Here is a 15,321-nt window from a genome sequence, read left to right as displayed (position 1 = left end):
CGGATGTCATCAGCGATGCGTGCATCCGGATTGTCATGGCTGCCGGGCAGCAACGAAATCTGATAATGATGTGCTTCGGCCATCCAGTCCTGCACGACATGACTGGTCAGCCATTCGCGCCAGCCGAGCTGCAGATTCCGCTTCACCTGCAGATGCACCATATTGACCACCATAATGCCCAGGATCAGGCCGGCGAAGATACCGACCTGGTACAGGAAGCGATCGGAGGCGTGGCGTTCGAGTGCATCGAACAGGTCCGCATTCCACAGATTGAGCCGGATGACCAAGGCGACCTGCGCGACGCCAAGCAGCAGCATGCCGGCCAGCTGAATCCGTGCCCGCCATTTCAATTCGCCATAAAAATACCCACGCGACAGCAGCAAAAAGCGGCCGAGCACGGGCTTGGGCATCGCGGCGCGGCGGCTGCTCATGACGGGGACAGGGGAAGATAAGCTGGATGGGTTGCAAGCATGGGCCACAATCCTAGCAACAGCAACACTATTCCCCTTAATCCAGATCAAAGACCTGCCTTTGCCTGCATACGCCCTGGCCCGGCGGTGACCTCTACGTAATTCTCCTTAGGTATAAGACCCAAATGTCCCGCCGGCCTGTTTGCCGGTACTGCTTGGCCCCACACAGTCGGTACAGCGGGAGAGATCCATGGCACATGTTCACGCGGTTATGCAGTCCGGCCAGCAGGCGCATCCTGCGATCCTGGCGCGTCCCGCCACCCAGCCATCCCGCCGGCCGGCACCTGTTCCCGGCCCCGTTCCGGGCGCTGTCGTCCCCCTGCCCGGCGCTGTCGACCTGCTGCAGCGCATCGGCCGGCCGGTCCAGGCCCAGCGCGCCACGGCCGTTCTGGAAACCGGCGACGCGAATACTCATGTCTACAAGGTGACCGAGGGCATCCTGCGCGTGGTGCGCATCCTGCCGGACGGCCGCCGCCATATCGCCCATTTCCTCAAGCCGGGCGATTTCTTCGGTTTCTCGGAAGCCGCCGAGCATGACTGCAGCGTGGAAGCGATCACTGACTGTGCGCTGACGCGTTATGCCCGCAAGGATTTCGACGCCGTGATCGAATCAGATCCCGCCGCCGGCCGGCAGCTGTTCCGCCTGATGTGCCGCCAGCTGGAGGCGAGCAACCGCATGCTCCTGCTACTCGGTCGCAAGACCGCCATCGAACGCATGGCCAGCTTCTTGCTGTCCTTCACAACGGGGACACAGGCGCGCGGCATTAAGGTGTTCCTGCCGATGAGCCGCGGCGATATCGCCGACCATCTCGGCCTCACCATCGAAACCGTCAGCCGCACGATTTCAAAATTCCGCCAGCAGCGCTGGATCAGCCTGGTCGACAGTCACACGATCCTGATCACGGCACCGGAAACGCTGCAGGAGCTTGCCGCCGACTGATCGTCGCGGCGATCACAGTTCCCCCGCGCTGCCTCTCCCTGTGGCAGCCACCTAGGCCGGCAATGTTACTGCCGGCCTTTTCTTTTTTGACGATTGGATTCTCTATTTGACGAGGAGCATCAGATGCGTGCGAGCATCTGCTCGATGGTGCTGAACAGGCGACTGTGCGGCAGCGGCTTGTCGAGCAAGGTCACCTGCCCCAGGGCAGCGGCCTGGGCTTCGATGTGACTGTCGCGGCGACCGGTGATCAGGATGGCCGGCATGGTTTCGCCGCGCTGGCGTAGCACGCCCAGCAGATCAAGCCCGGTCATGCCCGGCATATGCACATCAACAATCAGGCAGCAGTCGCTCAGGTCCGGATTCTCGGCCAGGAACTGATCGCCGGACTCAAAATCGCGCACGTGATACTGCCGCACTTCCAGAAGCACCTTCAGGGAGTCACGCACCACGTCGTCATCATCGATGACATAGATGATCTGCCTAGTTTCACCACTCATGACATATTTTTGCTGCCTGATTCAGGCCGGCGCAAGTAAGGGGATTCCCCTAAGGATTCATGCCGTCTTTTTCATCACCGGCAAGGCCGCCACCCAACGCCATGCGCACCAGGTGTGACAGGCTTTCAGCACCCATTTTCTTCATCACATTGGCGCGATGAATCTCCACGGTTCGCGGACTGATACTTAAATGAAAGGCGATAATCTTGTTTGGGTTGCCGATGACCAGCTGGCGCAGCACATCACGCTCGCGTCCGGTGAGGGTTTCGAGTCGCGCCTTGATGTCGCTCTGGTCCAGTTGGATCAATGCGCCAGCCCGCGCACTGTCGAGTCCGCGGCGCACGGCATCCAGCAGCGTGGCATTGGTGTATGGTTTTTCGATAAAGTCGATGGCGCCAGCCTTCATGGCGCGTACCGCAAGTGGCACATCGCCATGGCCGGTGACAACCACGGCGGGCAGCATCAGACCCTTGCCGCGCAGGTGTTCCAGCAGGGTGAGGCCATCCATGCCGGACATGCGCAGATCGATGATGGCGCAACCAACCGGTACGGGCTTGTAGCTGAGCAGGAAAGCTTCCGCCGAAGCGAAGCCGATCGCCGTCAATCCCTGGGTATCCAGCACGGCTGCCAGCGATTCACGCACGGCTTCATCGTCATCGACAATAAAGACGGTATCACCGCTCATGATGCCGCCCCGGCCTGGGCGATAAGTGGCAGGCGGAAGCAGAAGATGGTGCCACCGCCCGGATTGGCTTCGGCCCAGAGCTGGCCGTTATGGGCCTCGATGATGGACCGGCTGATCGACAGGCCGATGCCCATGCCGTCTTTCTTGGTCGTCAGAAAAGGCGTGAACAGCTTCTGGGCGATGGCGGGGTCGAGACCGGGCCCGGTATCGCAAACCGAAACCTCCTGACTGCCGGCATCGCTGCGGGTGCGGATGGTGAGTTCGCGCCGTTGCGCCTCGTGCAGCACCTCGACGGCATTGCGCACCAGATTCACCACCACCTGCTGGATCTGGATTTTATCAATGCTGATCGGCGGCAAAGTATCGTCAAGGTCGAAGTGCATGCGGATGCCATCGACCCGCACGCCGATGGCCGCCAGGTTGCTGGCATCGAGCACCACTTTGTTCAGCTCCTCCAGGCTGCGTTCGACCGGGCCCTTCTCGACGAAGCTGCGCAGGCGGCGAATGATCTGGCCGGCCCGTTCGGCTTGTTCGACCGTCTTGGCCAGAAATTCCTTCACCTTCGGCAGGCTGCGTTCGCCGGAGAGTTCGACCATTTGCCGGGCCGCTTCGGCATAATTCATGATCGCGGTCAGGGGCTGGTTGAGTTCATGCGCCAGCGACGAGGACAGCTGCCCCATCGCACTCAGGCGCGAAATATGCACCAGTTCGGCGGTCAGTTCACGCACCTGGCGTTCGGACTGGTGCCGCTCGGTGATATCGCGGATCACGCCGATGAAGCCGCGGTTGCTGCCACTGCGCATTTCGCCGATTGAAAGATCGATCGGAAAGACCGTGCCGCTCTTGTGCAGGGCCTGAACCTCGCGGCCGGTGCCGATGATCTTTGCCTTGCCGGTCTGGATATAGCTGCGCAGATAGCCGTCATGCTCGCCGTGATACGGCTCAGGCATCAACATATGGACGTTGCGGCCAATCACCTCATGGGCGTGATAGCCGAAGATGCGCTCGGCCGCCCGGTTGAACATCTCGACGCTGCCCTGCGCATCGATGGCGATGATGGCGTCATGGGCATTGTCGATCACCGCACGGAAGCGTTCGGCCGCCTGCCGTTCGGCGCGGATCGTTTCGCGATACGAAAGACCGAAGGCCAGCACCAGGGCCGCAGTGACCCCAAGCCCGATGGCGAGCCACAGCCAGGATTCCGTGGCTTCATATGCCACGACGGACAGCAGCAGGCCAACCGCCGCAATTGTTAATATTATCAATGGTTTAAGCCATTGCCGCGTCATAGTCGCCTGCTCACCGGGAAAACATTCACTCTTCTATATACCCTTGACTGCGAGGCTGGACCGCCTCGCCCCCGCCCTTGATTCGGATCAAATCCTGAATCGTCTTTACGCGCTAGAAACTTAGCAGAATGATGGCGGCCTCGCAGCAGCCATTCCGGCCTGCCCTCTCAACCCCAATTGGTTATGCTCAAACTCAAGCGGATCGCCATCGACACGCATCGTGAAAGCATCGCCTATCTGAGCCGGCACTGCCCGGATTACCGTGCCGAGGAGTTCCTGGCGCTGGGCAAGATCGAGGTCAAGGCAGGTGGCGCCCGCCTGCCGGCCACGCTCAACATTGTCGATGACCCCGATCTGCTGGCGCCCGACGAGATCGGCCTGTCGGAAGCCGCCTTCGATGCCTTCGGCCATCCGGCGGGGACGCCGGCCTCGATCGAACATCCCAAACCGGCGGAAAGCCTGGAAGCGGTGCGCGCCAAAATCCTCGGACGCGAACTGAACCGCGAACAGTATGCCGCGATCATCGGCGACATCGCGGCCCTGCGCTACAGCAAGATGGAGGTTGCCGCCTTCCTGGTCGGCTGCGCCGGGTTCATGACGATTGCCGAAGTGCTGAGCCTGACCCAGGCCATGGCCGGCGTCGGCAAGCATCTGGACTGGGGCCGTCGCCTGGTGGTCGACAAGCATTGCATCGGCGGCATTCCGGGCAACCGCACCTCGATGATCGTGGTGCCCATCGTCGTCGCCCATGGCCTGACGATTCCGAAAACCTCGTCGCGCGCCATCACCTCGCCGGCCGGCACCGCTGATACGATGGAAGTGCTCGCCCGTGTCGATATCGGCACCGACGAGATGCGTGCCATCGTCGACAAGGTGGGCGGCTGCCTGGTCTGGGGAGGCCGGGTCAATCTCTCGCCCGCCGATGACGTGCTGATCACGGTGGAACGGCCGCTGCGCATCGACACGCGCGAGCAGATGGTGGCCTCGATCCTGTCGAAAAAGCTCACCGCCGGCGCCAGCCATCTGGTGCTCGATATCCCGGTCGGGCCGACAGCGAAGGTGCGCAATGCGGCCGAAGCCGCCCATTTGCGCAAGATGTTTGAATATGTTGGCGGCAAGCTGGGCCTCAGCCTGGATATCCGCCTGACCGATGGCAGCCAGCCGATCGGCCAGGGCGTGGGGCCGGTGCTGGAAGCCCGCGATGTCATGGCGGTGCTGCGCAACGATGCCGCCGCGCCGGACGACCTGCGCGAGCGCGCCCTGCTGCTGGCCGGCGCCCTGATCGAAGCCGATATTTCGGTGAAAGGCGGCCAGGGCATCCACCGGGCCCGCGAACTGCTGGAAAGTGGCGCCGCCATGCGGGCGATGGAAGAGATCATCCTGGCCCAGGGCGCGAACAGCACGCCGCTGACGCCAAGCCCATCGGGGCATGAGGTGACGTCACCCTGCGATGGCGTCGTGCAGAGCATAGACTGTCTGCGCATCGCCCGGGTCGCCCGCATGGCCGGTGCGCCCGCCTTCAAGAGCGCCGGTGTCGACCTGCTGCGCAAGGTGGGCGATCCGGTGCGCCAGGGTGAGCCGCTCTATCGCATCCATGCCACATTGCCGACCGACCTGGGCTTCGCCGCCGATCTGGCCGGCCAGGACAGCGGCTATGTCATCACCCGGGGCAAACCATGATTCCGATTCAGCTGACCTTCCATGGCGCCGCCGGCACGGTGACCGGCTCCTGCTACCGGCTGGATATCGGCGACCGCCATGTGCTGGTCGACTGCGGCATGTTCCAGGGCGACAAGACGATCAAGCAGCTGAACTACCAGCCCTGGCCATTCGATCCACGCCGCATCGCCGCCGTGCTGGTGACCCATGCGCATATCGACCATAGCGGCCTGCTGCCCAAGCTGGTCAAGGCCGGCTATGCCGGGCCGATCTATGCCACGCCGGGCACATCCGACCTGTTGCAGTTCATGCTGCCCGATTCCGGCAGCATCCAGGAAATGGAAGTGGAGCGCCTGAACCGCCGCAACCAGCGGCGTGGCGGCGGCATCGTGCAGCCGATCTATACCGAGCAGGATGCCCAGGACTGCCTGCGCCTGCTGGCGGCGCGCGATTTCGGCAGCTGGTTCGATGTGACCGGCGGCCTGCGCGCCCGCTTCTGGAATGCCGGCCATATCCTGGGCGCGGCCTCCATCGAACTGGAGGTGGAGACCGGCGGCGCCAGGCCGCTGCGCCTGCTGTTTTCGGGTGATATCGGCCCGGAGCACAAGGCCCTGCAGCAGGAAGCCATGGCGCCGAGCGATCTGGACATCGTGGTGATGGAATCGACCTATGGCGGGCGCCCCCGGCCCAAGCTGGATGACAGCCAGCGCCGTGCCGTTCTGGCCGAGGAAGTGACGGCGGCGCTGGCCGCCGGCGGCAATCTGGTGATCCCCGCCTTTGCGGTGGAACGCACCCAGGAACTGCTGGCCGACCTGACCAGGCTGATCGCCGATGGCACGATCAAGCGCGTGCCGATCTTTGTCGACTCGCCGCTGGCCACCCGCATCACCAGTGTGTTTGCCAAATACCTGCATCAGGAGAATGGCATCAAGGCCGGAGCAGCGCGGCCTTTCGATGGCGGCAACCTGCGCTTCACCCGCACCGTGCAGGAAAGCATGCAGATCGAGCAGGTGACCGGCGGCGCCATCATCATCGCCGCCTCGGGCATGTGCGAAGCCGGCCGCATCCGCCATCACCTGAAGAATAACCTGTGGCGCTCCAACGCCACCATCCTGCTGATCGGCTATCAGGCGCCGGGCACGCTGGGTGCGCTGCTGGAGAAAGGCGAGCGGGTCGTGCGCATCCAGGGCGACGAAGTGGCCGTGCGCGCCCATATCCGCAAGCTCGAGATCTATTCCGGCCATGCCGATCATGACGAGCTGCTGGACTGGCTGACCAACCGGCTACCGATCCATGGCAGCCTGATGCTGACCCATGGCGAACCCGATGCCATCGGTGCCCTGCATGCCTCGATTGCCCTGTGGCGCGAACGTGCGCCGCAGGTGATCGTACCGAAGCTGGATGAAACCTACAGCCTGGCCAAGGCGCAGCCCCGCCTGATGAAGATGACGCAGCAATCGCGCCGTCTTGACCGCTATGCGGAAACCGAGGCGATCTCAGGCCATGACTGGCATAATGATTACGCCCGCCTGATGCTGCAGGTGCAGCACCAGCTGCGCACGGCAAAGTCCGATCTCGACCGCCGCCGCCTGCTGAAGAAGATGCAGCGCATCCTCGGCCGCGGCGCCGGCACAGACTAGGCTGGCATAAACCAGGGCGTCAGTTGGTCTTGTCGATGGCGAAGAAGGTGTAGAACACCGCAAAGACTGCCAGCGCCAGGCCGAAAATCTGCATCGTGAGATCCACGGCCTGCGAGGCCATGACAATCCCCAGCAGGCCCAGAACGATCAGGAAGCCGGCCGTCAGGGCATAGCCGAATGTATCATCGTGTTTCATGTTTCCGTCCTTCGCGCAGCAGCGCATCCGCATCATCGAAAAGAATACGATTCCCGGCCGCGTTCAGGTCGTCGAACTGGCCGTGCGAAATCGCCCACAGGAAACCCCAGATGCCGGCAAGGCCGAGCAGCAATGCCACCGGGATCAGTAACAGCAGGATGGTCATGATGCCCTCCGCATGAAAACCGCCAGCCGCAGTGCGTTGAGCACCACCACAATCGACGATGACGACATCGCGACGGCGGCGATCAGCGGCGTGACCAGACCGGCAATCGCCAGCGGCACGGCAAACAGGTTATAGACCAGCGAGAAGCCGATATTCTGCCGGCACAGGCTCTGACTGTGCCCGGCGACATCGAGGAATTCAATCACGGCCGACAGTTTCTCGCCCTGGAACACCGCATCGGCGGCATTCTGCGCGATATCCATGCCGCTGGCCGGCGACAGCGAGGCATCGGCATGGCCCAGCGCCGGTGCATCATTCAGCCCGTCGCCCACCATCAACACGCGATGCCCCTGCTGTTTCAGGGCCAGGATATGCTCGGCCTTCTGCGCAGGTGTCACCTCGGCCTGCCAGTCGCTGATGCCCAACGCCTGGGCCACCGTTGCGGCGGCCTCGGCGTGGTCGCCGGACAGCATGATCACGCGGCGGCCTTCGCGGCGCAGCGTATCGACCACCGCCGCGGCATCGGCGCGCAGTTCGTCGCGGAAACGGAAGCGATAGGGCGTATGGCCGGGCTGCGCCAGCCACAGTTCGCTGCAGCCATCGCGGTCCTGCGGCGCGGCGCCAACAAACCGCGCATTGCCAAGGCGGGTCTCACCCTCGGCACCGCGCAGGATCAGGCCCTGGCCGGGACATTCCTGCACCTCGGCCGGCTGCACCGTACCATCACAGGCACTGACCAGTGCGAGACAGAGCGGATGCCGGCTGCGCATGGCCATCGCCGCCGCCAGCGGCAGCAGGGCCTGGCCCCGTGTATCGGGGGCGACCAGGCGCGGATGGCCCAGGGTGAGCGTGCCGGTCTTGTCGAAGATCACCGTATCGATGGCAGCGGCGCGTTCCAGCGCGGTGGCGGATTTGAGCAGGATGCCGCCGCGCATCAGCCGGCTGCTGGCGACCACCTGCACGACTGGCACGGCAAGGGCCAGTGCGCAGGGGCAGGTGATGATCAGCACAGCGGCCGAGATCAGCATGGCAGCGCGCCAATCGGCGTCGCCCAGCAGCATCCAGCCGGCAAAGCTGAGCAGGGCCGTGACATGCACCACCGGCGCATACCAGCGCGCCACCTGTTCGGCCAGGCGCACGAAGCGGCTGCGGTTCTGTTCGGCGCTTTCCAGCAGGCGGGTCATCTCGCCGACCAGGGTCGCCGGGCCCACGGCCGTGACCCGCAGGGTCAGCGGCGCGTCGATATTGAGTGCACCGGCATAGACCATGCTGCCGGCCAGCACCGCCTTGGGCAGGCTTTCGCCGCTCAGCAGGCTGGCATCCACCGAGGAGCTGCCGCTTTGCACGATGCCATCGACGCCGATGCGTTCGCCCGCGGCAACGAGCACAAGGTCATCCAGCGCCACGCGGCTGGCCGGACGTTGCACGCTGCCGGTTGCGGTCAGCACGGTGACGGGACGCGTGGTCAGCGCCAGAAGCTGCTGGGCCGCGCGACGGGCAAAGCCGCGCGCGCGCAGGTCGAGATAGCGGCCGACCAGCAGGAAAAACAGCAGCGTGACGGCGGCATCGAAATAGGCATGCGGTCCGGAACGCACCACTTCCGCCATGCTGACCACCACGGCGAGCGTGACACCGATCGAGATCGGTACATCCATATTGGTGCGGCGATGCCGCAGGGCATTGAGCGCCGAGCGGAAGAAAGGCTGGCCGGCATAGGCAATCGCCGGCACCGCCAGCAGGCCTGAGATCAGATGGAACAGGTCGCGGGTGTGGCTGCCCATGCCGTCGACATGGCCCGACCATACCGAGACCGACAGCAGCATGATATTGGCGGCAGCAAAGCCGGCCACCGCCATGGCGCGCAGCAGACCGCGTTCCTCGGCCGCCGTCTCGCTTTCCAGCACCGAAACGTCGACCGGGCGACAGCGATAGCCAAGCTGCATAACCCTGTGCACCAGCCGGCCAGCATCGGCATCCGTACCGCGCCATTCGATGGTCAGCCGCTGTGTCGCCGATGACAGGCGCGCACTGGTGACAGCGTTATCCGCCTGCAGCGCATGTTCGATCAGCCACAGGCAGGCGGCACAATGCATGTCGCCGACCAGAACCGACACGCGCCAGCGTCCATCGGGCAGCGCCGTGCTGAATTCCCGCCAGTCGATGCTGTCATCCGTCGTCACGGCGACCGGCGCGGCCGCATTGCGCAGCCGGTAATACTGCTCCAGGCCCAGACCGGTGATCAGCGCATTGGCGCTGGCACAGCCGGCGCAGCAGAAGCGGTCGTTGCCGCGTGCGGGTTCGCCGCAATGGAGGCAGGTGGCTGTCTGCACCCGCGGCGAAGCCAGCGTCTGCAGCACCTCGGTTGCCATCACGGCACCTGAATACGGTCGGCCGCGATGAAGCTCTGCTCACCACGGCTGGCGACCAGGCGCAGGTCCCACAGGCCCTGGCGCGGCAGAGTCACCGCTGCGGCATAGACGCCGCCGCCGCGGTCCTGCAGCGTCACGGTCTGGACCGGCAGCCTTTCCACCGGGCGGTCGAACGTTGCCGTCACCGAGAGGCCGCCGAGCGCGAGGCCGGCCTGATCGGTCCACTGCACCTGCAGCAGCACCGATCCATCGGCATTGGCACTGACCGTCACGCCATGAGTCCAGTTCAGCTGGCGCTGGGCGGCCAGGGTTTTCTGGTTGGTGCTGTATTCCGTACCTTTGGTGTAGGGATGCGCCACCACCAGGCCACTGAAGGTTCTGGTCGCGGCAATGATCAGCACCGCATTGACGGCAACCACCACCAGAAAGCCGATGACGAACAGCGAGGGTATCCAGCGTTGCCTGAGCATGGTTTTCAGCATGGCGACCTCACTGGGGCTCGGCGAACTGCGTGCGTATGCGGGCGACTTCCTTGCCAGCAGTATCACGCAGCACGAAATCAAACTGTTGCAGATCGTTGCCACTGCGCCGCCGCGGTTTGGCGACAAAGACATGATGATCGGCGCTGGCATCGGAATGCACGGAAAGCCTGAGGGTCCCATGGCGGCCCGGTGCACCAGCCTGGAACATCTGCGCTCCGCCTAGTCCTTCGACGACCAGCTGTAGGTCGGCCGGGTCATGCGTGCGGTTGGTGACCCGCACGGAATAGCCATTACGGATACTGCCATCGGACAGGACAACATGCAGCGGCGCGCGATCCTGCTGCACCGCCATGACAAAATCCTTGCGCATGGCCAGCGTCACGATCATCACGGTGCCAACCAGCGCCAGCATGGCGGCATAAAGTACCGTGCGCAGCCGCACGAGCTTGAGGATCGTGGGTTTGCCTTCGGCGCGGCGCTGCATGTTCTCCAGCGACACGAAGTCAATCAGATGCACCGGCCGCTCAACCTTTCTCATCATGTCATCGCAGGCATCGATGCACAGCGCGCAGCCGATGCATTCGAGCTGCGGGCCGTTGCGGATATCGATACCGGTGGGGCAGACATGCACGCAGGCCTGGCAATCGATGCAATCGCCACGGCCTTCCCAGCTTTCGCCCGCCTTGTGCTTGCCGCGGGTCTCGCCGCGCCAGGCCTGGTAGCTGACGATCAGGGAATGCTCGTCCTGCATTGCCGCCTGGAATCGCGGCCAGGGGCACATATAGGTACAGACCTGCTCGCGGGCCCAGCCGGCCAACACATAGGTGGTGAGCGTGAACAGGCCGAAGAAGAAATAGGTGGCGAGCGAGGCGGCGCCGGTGAAAAGTTCGCGGGTGACAGTGGGGGCATCCTGGAAATACATGATCCAGGCGCCACCGGTGGCCGCCGAAACCAGCAGCCACAGGCTGTGCTTGGCCGTCTTGCGCAGCAGCTTGTTGACCGACAGCGGCTGGGCATCCAGCCGGATGCGTGCATTGCGATCACCCTCGATCCAGCGTTCGACTGCCATGAACAGATCGGTCCACACCGTCTGCGGGCAGGTATAGCCGCACCAGATGCGGCCATAGAGCGCCGTGGCCAGGAACAGGGCGACGGCACCGAGGATCAGCAGGCCGGTGATGTAGTAGATTTCCTGCGGCCAGATCTCGAGATTGAAGAGATAGGCGCGCGGTGCCGACATATCGAGCAGCAGTGCCTGGTCCGGCGCACCGGGCCCGCGGTTCCAGCGCAACCAGGGCAACAGGTAATACACCGCCAGGCACAGCACCAGCACCGCCCATTTGACCATGCGGAATGGGCCGTGCACTGCACGCGGATAGACTTTTACATGGTCGGCATACAGCGATGGCGCGAAGACGCCGAGCACAGCCTCGTCACGGGCGACAGGACTGGCTTTGACCGGGGCATCTGGCGGCATGACATTCACCTTGGCCTCTTTAACTACTCACCGCCACCCAGTGAATGTACGTAGACCGCCAGCATCTTGATGGTGGCATCGTCCAGGCGGCCGGTCCAGGCCGGCATGACACCATTGCGCGACTGCGCGATGGTCTGCACCAGCGCCGCCCTGTCATTGCCATACAGCGAGATCTTGTCGGTCAGGTTAGGCGCACCCAGTTCGCGATTGCCCTTGCCGGCCGGGCCGTGGCAAACGGCGCAGTTCTCGGCAAATACCGTGGCGCCATGCGGGCTGGCCGTGCGGCCGGCAGCGATGGCTTCCACATGATCGGCCACCGCCTCGATGTCCTTCGGCTTCAGGATGCCATCGGCCAGGAAGCGCGGCATCTGCGACAGGCGGGTATCCTCATGCGTGCCACGAATGCCGAAGCGGATGGTCTTCTCGATCTCGGCCAGCTGACCGCCCCAGAGCCAGTCATCATCGGCCAGGTTCGGATAGCCCTTGGTGCCCATGCCGCCGGACTGGTGGCAGCCGGCGCAATTCTCGGCGAACAGCACGCGGCCACCGGCAATGGAAAAGCGATAGAGATCCGCGTCGGCCTTCACCTCTTCGATGGAGACATCGCGGATACGCGTGCGATAGGTCGCCTGGCTGTCGGCCGCCTTCTGCAGGTTATCGGCCACTTCCTGGCGCTGGCTGTAGCCCAGCACGCCGTTGAAGTAGGAGCGGAAGCCCGGCACGCTGGGATAAAGCACCGACCAGATCACAGCAAAGACGACGGTGATATAGAAGGTATACAGCCACCATTTCGGCAGCGGGTTGTTCAGTTCCTGGATACCGTCCCATTCATGGCCGGTGGTTTCCGTGCCCTGATTCGGGTTTTGCGGAGTCTTGGCCATGCTCACTGATCCTTTGCCAGATGCTGCGCATCGCGCAGCGGAATCTCACCGCGTGCCGTCCAGGTGTCGCGACGCGAAGGCCACATCGTCCAGACGATGAGGCCGACGAAGACGACGAAGAACCACACGGTCCACAACGACTTCAGCCAGGGGTAATGTTCAAGAAGCGTGGTCATGCTGCCCTCACTGACGCAGGCCGCCGGGCTGCGTGCGGTCGAAATCGACCAACCGCCCCAGCATCTGCAGATAGGCCACCAGCGCATCCATTTCGGTCAGGCGCGCGGGGTTGCCGTCGAAATCGCCCACCGCCGCCTTGGGATAGCGGGCCAGCAGGCCATCGGTATCGGCATCGGGGTCGGCCTGTGCGGCGATGTCGGCCTTGGCCGCATTGATCATTTCGTCGCTGTAGGGCACGCCGACCGTGCGCAGCGCCTTGAGATGCTGCGCAATATCGCTCGGATCGACCGGCTTCTGCGCCAGGAAGGCGTAGGACGGCATGATCGACTGCGGCACCACGGCACGCGGATCGATCATGTGGGAGACATGCCATTCGTTCGAATACTTGCCGCCGATGCGCGCCAGATCGGGACCGGTGCGCTTCGAGCCCCACTGGAAGGGATGGTCGTACATGCTTTCGGCCGCCAGGCTGTAATGGCCGTAACGCTCGACTTCATCGCGCAGCGGCCGGATCTGCTGACTGTGACAGAGATAGCAGCCTTCGCGGATGTAGATGTTGCGACCGGTCAGTTCGAGCGGCGAATAGGGCCGCATGCCTTCCACGCGCTCGATGGTGGTTTCGATGGTGAAGAGCGGCACGATCTCGACCAGACCGCCGATGGCGACCGTGACCAGGGTGAGGACACCCAGCAGGATGGTGTTGCGTTCGATGGTGGTGTGCTTGATGAACATGACAGCCTCGCTTAAGCCGCTACTGCAGGCTGTGTATAACGCGGCAGGACATCCTCGTTGCGGAGGTCGCCACGCATCGTGCGCCACAGGTTGTAGACCATGATGAGAGAGCCGCTCAGGAAGAAGATGCCGCCCAGGGCACGGATAACGTAGAAGGGCTGCATCGCCTGCACGGTTTCGATGAAGGAATACTGCAGGAAACCGAGATGGTCATAGGCGCGCCACATCAGGCCCTGCATGATGCCCGACACCCACATGGAAGTGATGTAGAGCAGGATACCGATGGTGGCGATCCAGAAGTGCAGCGATACCAGGCGGATCGAATAGAGCCGTTCGCGCTTCCACAGCACCGGCACGATGTAATACAGCATGCCGAAGGTGATGAAGGCGTTCCAGCCCAGCGCGCCGGAATGCACATGGCCGATGGTCCAGTCGGTGTAATGGCTCAGCGCGTTGACCTGGCGGATCGACATCACCGGGCCCTCGAAAGTAGCCATGCCGTAGAAGGCGACGGCAGCAACCGAGAAGCGCAGGGCCGGATCGGTACGCAGCTTGTCCCAAGCGCCCGACAGCGTCATCAGGCCGTTGATCATGCCGCCCCAGGACGGCATCCACAGCATGATCGAGAAGACCATGCCCAGCGTAGCCGCCCAGTCGGGCAGCGCGGTGTAATGCAGATGGTGCGGACCGGCCCAGATATAGAGGAAGATCAGCGACCAGAAATGCACGATCGACAGGCGGTAGGAATAGATCGGGCGTTCGGCCTGCTTGGGAATGAAGTAGTACATCATCGCCAGGAAGCCGGCGGTGAGGAAGAAGCCCACCGCATTATGGCCATACCACCACTGGGTCAGCGCATCCTGCACGCCGGCAAAGGCGGAATAGCTCTTGGTACCGACGATGGAGACCGGCATCGACAGGTTGTTGACGATATGCAGCATCGCCACGGTGATGATGAAGGCGAGGTAGAACCAGTTGGCGACATAGATATGCGGTTCTTCGCGGCGCAGCAGCGTACCGCCGAAAGCGATCAGGTAGACCACCCAGACCAGGGTAAGCCACAGATCCGTGTACCATTCCGGCTCGGCATATTCCTTGCCCTGGGTGACCCCGAGGACATAGCCCGATGCAGCCAGCAGGATGAACAGCTGATAGCCGAAGAACAGGAACCAGCCGATCGGGGCACCACCGAACAGGCGGGCACGGCAGGTGCGCTGGACGACGTAGATCGAAGAGCCCAGCAGGGCATTGCCGCCGAAGGCGAAGATCGCCGCCGAGGTATGCACCGGCCGCAGGCGGCCGAAGGTGGTCCATTCCAGGCCAAGATTGAGCGCCGGGAAGGCAAGTTGCAGTGCAATATAGACGCCCGCCGTGAAGGCGATGACGCCCCAGAAGATCGTCGCGATCATGAAGGCACGAACGACCTCTTCGACATAGGGTTCGAAAGTGCGGTTCGCATAGGGCTGGTGTGCAGCAATGGCCGTCATGGGGGCTCCCGAAACTGATGCGCCAGTCTGGTGACGCGGGGCCATCATGCAATTTCGACGGACTACGACATTGATGCAGGTCAATGGGCGGCCGGCCGTATGGGGGCAGTATGTCGCAGTTGCTGTGACCGAATGCCGCAGAGAGGCTCGCATGAGCACTGACACCGAAACCCG

Annotated in this window: 15 protein-coding genes and 1 pseudogene; 3 read left to right on the top strand and 13 right to left on the bottom strand. The window is 63.4% G+C overall.

Annotated elements, in window-relative coordinates; all coding sequences use genetic code 11:
• Positions 1-431, bottom strand: a pseudogene (locus AAG799_RS18565) (ABC transporter ATP-binding protein/permease); the annotation flags it as partial.
• 229 nt (positions 432-660) lie between these two features.
• Between AAG799_RS18565 and AAG799_RS18560 the strand changes: the two are divergent.
• Positions 661-1,410 (top strand): helix-turn-helix domain-containing protein, encoded by a 750-nt coding sequence (locus tag AAG799_RS18560; protein ID WP_341898275.1) that lies wholly within the window; start codon positions 661-663, stop codon positions 1,408-1,410.
• Positions 1,411-1,529: 119 nt separating this feature from the next.
• Here the strand turns inward: AAG799_RS18560 and AAG799_RS18555 are convergent, their stop codons facing one another.
• From AAG799_RS18555 to AAG799_RS18545, 3 genes are read right to left on the bottom strand one after another with little or no spacing between them, the layout of a single operon-like run.
• A complete protein-coding gene (locus tag AAG799_RS18555) occupies positions 1,530-1,907 on the bottom strand; it encodes a response regulator (RefSeq protein WP_341898273.1) in 378 nt (125 codons plus the stop codon).
• 49 nt (positions 1,908-1,956) lie between these two features.
• Positions 1,957-2,592: a response regulator gene (locus AAG799_RS18550; protein ID WP_341898271.1), complete on the bottom strand. Its 636-nt coding sequence runs from the start codon at positions 2,590-2,592 to the stop codon at positions 1,957-1,959.
• Positions 2,589-3,812: a PAS domain S-box protein gene (locus AAG799_RS18545; RefSeq protein ID WP_341898269.1), complete on the bottom strand. Its 1,224-nt coding sequence runs from the start codon at positions 3,810-3,812 to the stop codon at positions 2,589-2,591. Before AAG799_RS18545 ends, AAG799_RS18550 begins: the two co-directional genes overlap by 4 nt.
• A 252-nt stretch (positions 3,813-4,064) precedes the next feature.
• Here AAG799_RS18545 and AAG799_RS18540 point away from each other — a divergent pair, with 252 nt between their 5' ends.
• Both AAG799_RS18540 and AAG799_RS18535 read left to right on the top strand, forming a co-directional pair.
• On the top strand, positions 4,065-5,561 hold the full coding sequence (locus AAG799_RS18540; protein ID WP_341898267.1) for a thymidine phosphorylase family protein: 1,497 nt from the start codon (positions 4,065-4,067) through the stop codon (positions 5,559-5,561).
• Positions 5,558-7,180, top strand: coding sequence for an MBL fold metallo-hydrolase (locus AAG799_RS18535; protein ID WP_341898264.1), 1,623 nt, complete (start codon positions 5,558-5,560; stop codon positions 7,178-7,180). Before AAG799_RS18540 ends, AAG799_RS18535 begins: the two co-directional genes overlap by 4 nt.
• Before the next feature lie 19 nt (positions 7,181-7,199).
• Here the strand turns inward: AAG799_RS18535 and AAG799_RS18530 are convergent, their stop codons facing one another.
• Genes AAG799_RS18530 through ccoN form a run of 9 tightly spaced genes read right to left on the bottom strand, consistent with a single transcriptional unit; the run spans position 7,200 to position 15,147 of the window.
• On the bottom strand, positions 7,200-7,376 hold the full coding sequence (locus AAG799_RS18530) for a hypothetical protein (protein WP_341898262.1): 177 nt from the start codon (positions 7,374-7,376) through the stop codon (positions 7,200-7,202).
• Positions 7,363-7,542, bottom strand: coding sequence for a cbb3-type cytochrome oxidase assembly protein CcoS (ccoS, locus tag AAG799_RS18525; RefSeq protein ID WP_341898261.1), 180 nt, complete (start codon positions 7,540-7,542; stop codon positions 7,363-7,365). The genes AAG799_RS18530 and ccoS overlap by 14 nt, the downstream gene beginning before the upstream one ends.
• The gene (locus AAG799_RS18520) at positions 7,539-9,911 is read right to left on the bottom strand and encodes a copper-translocating P-type ATPase (RefSeq protein WP_341898259.1); all 2,373 of its coding nucleotides are present in this window, start codon (positions 9,909-9,911) and stop codon (positions 7,539-7,541) included. Before AAG799_RS18520 ends, ccoS begins: the two co-directional genes overlap by 4 nt.
• Complete coding sequence (locus AAG799_RS18515; protein WP_341898256.1) at positions 9,911-10,393, bottom strand: FixH family protein; 483 nt, start codon at positions 10,391-10,393, stop codon at positions 9,911-9,913. The genes AAG799_RS18520 and AAG799_RS18515 overlap by 1 nt, the downstream gene beginning before the upstream one ends.
• 7 nt (positions 10,394-10,400) lie before the next feature.
• Entirely contained in the window at positions 10,401-11,870 is a 1,470-nt protein-coding gene (gene ccoG, locus AAG799_RS18510; RefSeq protein WP_341898255.1) for a cytochrome c oxidase accessory protein CcoG, read from the bottom strand.
• Positions 11,871-11,893: 23 nt separating this feature from the next.
• Positions 11,894-12,751 carry a cytochrome-c oxidase, cbb3-type subunit III gene (ccoP, locus tag AAG799_RS18505; RefSeq protein ID WP_341898253.1) on the bottom strand — a complete coding sequence of 286 codons (858 nt, stop codon included), beginning with the start codon at positions 12,749-12,751 and terminating at the stop codon, positions 11,894-11,896.
• Positions 12,752-12,753: 2 nt separating this feature from the next.
• Positions 12,754-12,927, bottom strand: a complete 174-nt coding sequence (locus AAG799_RS18500) for a cbb3-type cytochrome c oxidase subunit 3 (protein WP_341898251.1) — start codon at positions 12,925-12,927, stop codon at positions 12,754-12,756.
• Between the two features lie 7 nt (positions 12,928-12,934).
• Positions 12,935-13,660 carry a cytochrome-c oxidase, cbb3-type subunit II gene (ccoO, locus tag AAG799_RS18495; RefSeq protein ID WP_341898248.1) on the bottom strand — a complete coding sequence of 242 codons (726 nt, stop codon included), beginning with the start codon at positions 13,658-13,660 and terminating at the stop codon, positions 12,935-12,937.
• An 11-nt stretch (positions 13,661-13,671) separates the two neighbouring features.
• Positions 13,672-15,147 (bottom strand): cytochrome-c oxidase, cbb3-type subunit I, encoded by a 1,476-nt coding sequence (gene ccoN, locus AAG799_RS18490; RefSeq protein ID WP_341898247.1) that lies wholly within the window; start codon positions 15,145-15,147, stop codon positions 13,672-13,674.
• Positions 15,148-15,321 lie beyond the last annotated feature (174 nt).

Origin of the sequence: Ferrovibrio terrae (genome assembly GCF_943371255.1) — a bacterium.
GTDB classification, from domain to species: domain Bacteria; phylum Pseudomonadota; class Alphaproteobacteria; order Ferrovibrionales; family Ferrovibrionaceae; genus Ferrovibrio; species Ferrovibrio terrae_B.
Note: the sequence above shows the minus strand (reverse complement) of the source record. Positions and strands in the feature narration are given on the sequence as shown.

What these genes read in the sequence shown, in the direction of transcription:
- AAG799_RS18530 (WP_341898262.1), bottom strand. Translation starts at nt 7,376, where the DNA reads ATGAAACACGATGATACATTCGGCTATGCCCTGACGGCCGGCTTCCTG.
- ccoO (WP_341898248.1), bottom strand. Translation starts at nt 13,660, where the DNA reads ATGTTCATCAAGCACACCACCATCGAACGCAACACCATCCTGCTGGGT.
- ccoP (WP_341898253.1), bottom strand. Translation starts at nt 12,751, where the DNA reads ATGGCCAAGACTCCGCAAAACCCGAATCAGGGCACGGAAACCACCGGC.
- AAG799_RS18560 (WP_341898275.1), top strand. Translation starts at nt 661, where the DNA reads ATGGCACATGTTCACGCGGTTATGCAGTCCGGCCAGCAGGCGCATCCT.
- AAG799_RS18500 (WP_341898251.1), bottom strand. Translation starts at nt 12,927, where the DNA reads ATGACCACGCTTCTTGAACATTACCCCTGGCTGAAGTCGTTGTGGACC.
- AAG799_RS18520 (WP_341898259.1), bottom strand. Translation starts at nt 9,911, where the DNA reads ATGGCAACCGAGGTGCTGCAGACGCTGGCTTCGCCGCGGGTGCAGACA.
- AAG799_RS18555 (WP_341898273.1), bottom strand. Translation starts at nt 1,907, where the DNA reads ATGAGTGGTGAAACTAGGCAGATCATCTATGTCATCGATGATGACGAC.
- AAG799_RS18535 (WP_341898264.1), top strand. Translation starts at nt 5,558, where the DNA reads ATGATTCCGATTCAGCTGACCTTCCATGGCGCCGCCGGCACGGTGACC.
- AAG799_RS18550 (WP_341898271.1), bottom strand. Translation starts at nt 2,592, where the DNA reads ATGAGCGGTGATACCGTCTTTATTGTCGATGACGATGAAGCCGTGCGT.
- ccoS (WP_341898261.1), bottom strand. Translation starts at nt 7,542, where the DNA reads ATGACCATCCTGCTGTTACTGATCCCGGTGGCATTGCTGCTCGGCCTT.
- AAG799_RS18515 (WP_341898256.1), bottom strand. Translation starts at nt 10,393, where the DNA reads ATGCTGAAAACCATGCTCAGGCAACGCTGGATACCCTCGCTGTTCGTC.
- ccoG (WP_341898255.1), bottom strand. Translation starts at nt 11,870, where the DNA reads ATGCCGCCAGATGCCCCGGTCAAAGCCAGTCCTGTCGCCCGTGACGAG.
- AAG799_RS18540 (WP_341898267.1), top strand. Translation starts at nt 4,065, where the DNA reads ATGCTCAAACTCAAGCGGATCGCCATCGACACGCATCGTGAAAGCATC.
- ccoN (WP_341898247.1), bottom strand. Translation starts at nt 15,147, where the DNA reads ATGACGGCCATTGCTGCACACCAGCCCTATGCGAACCGCACTTTCGAA.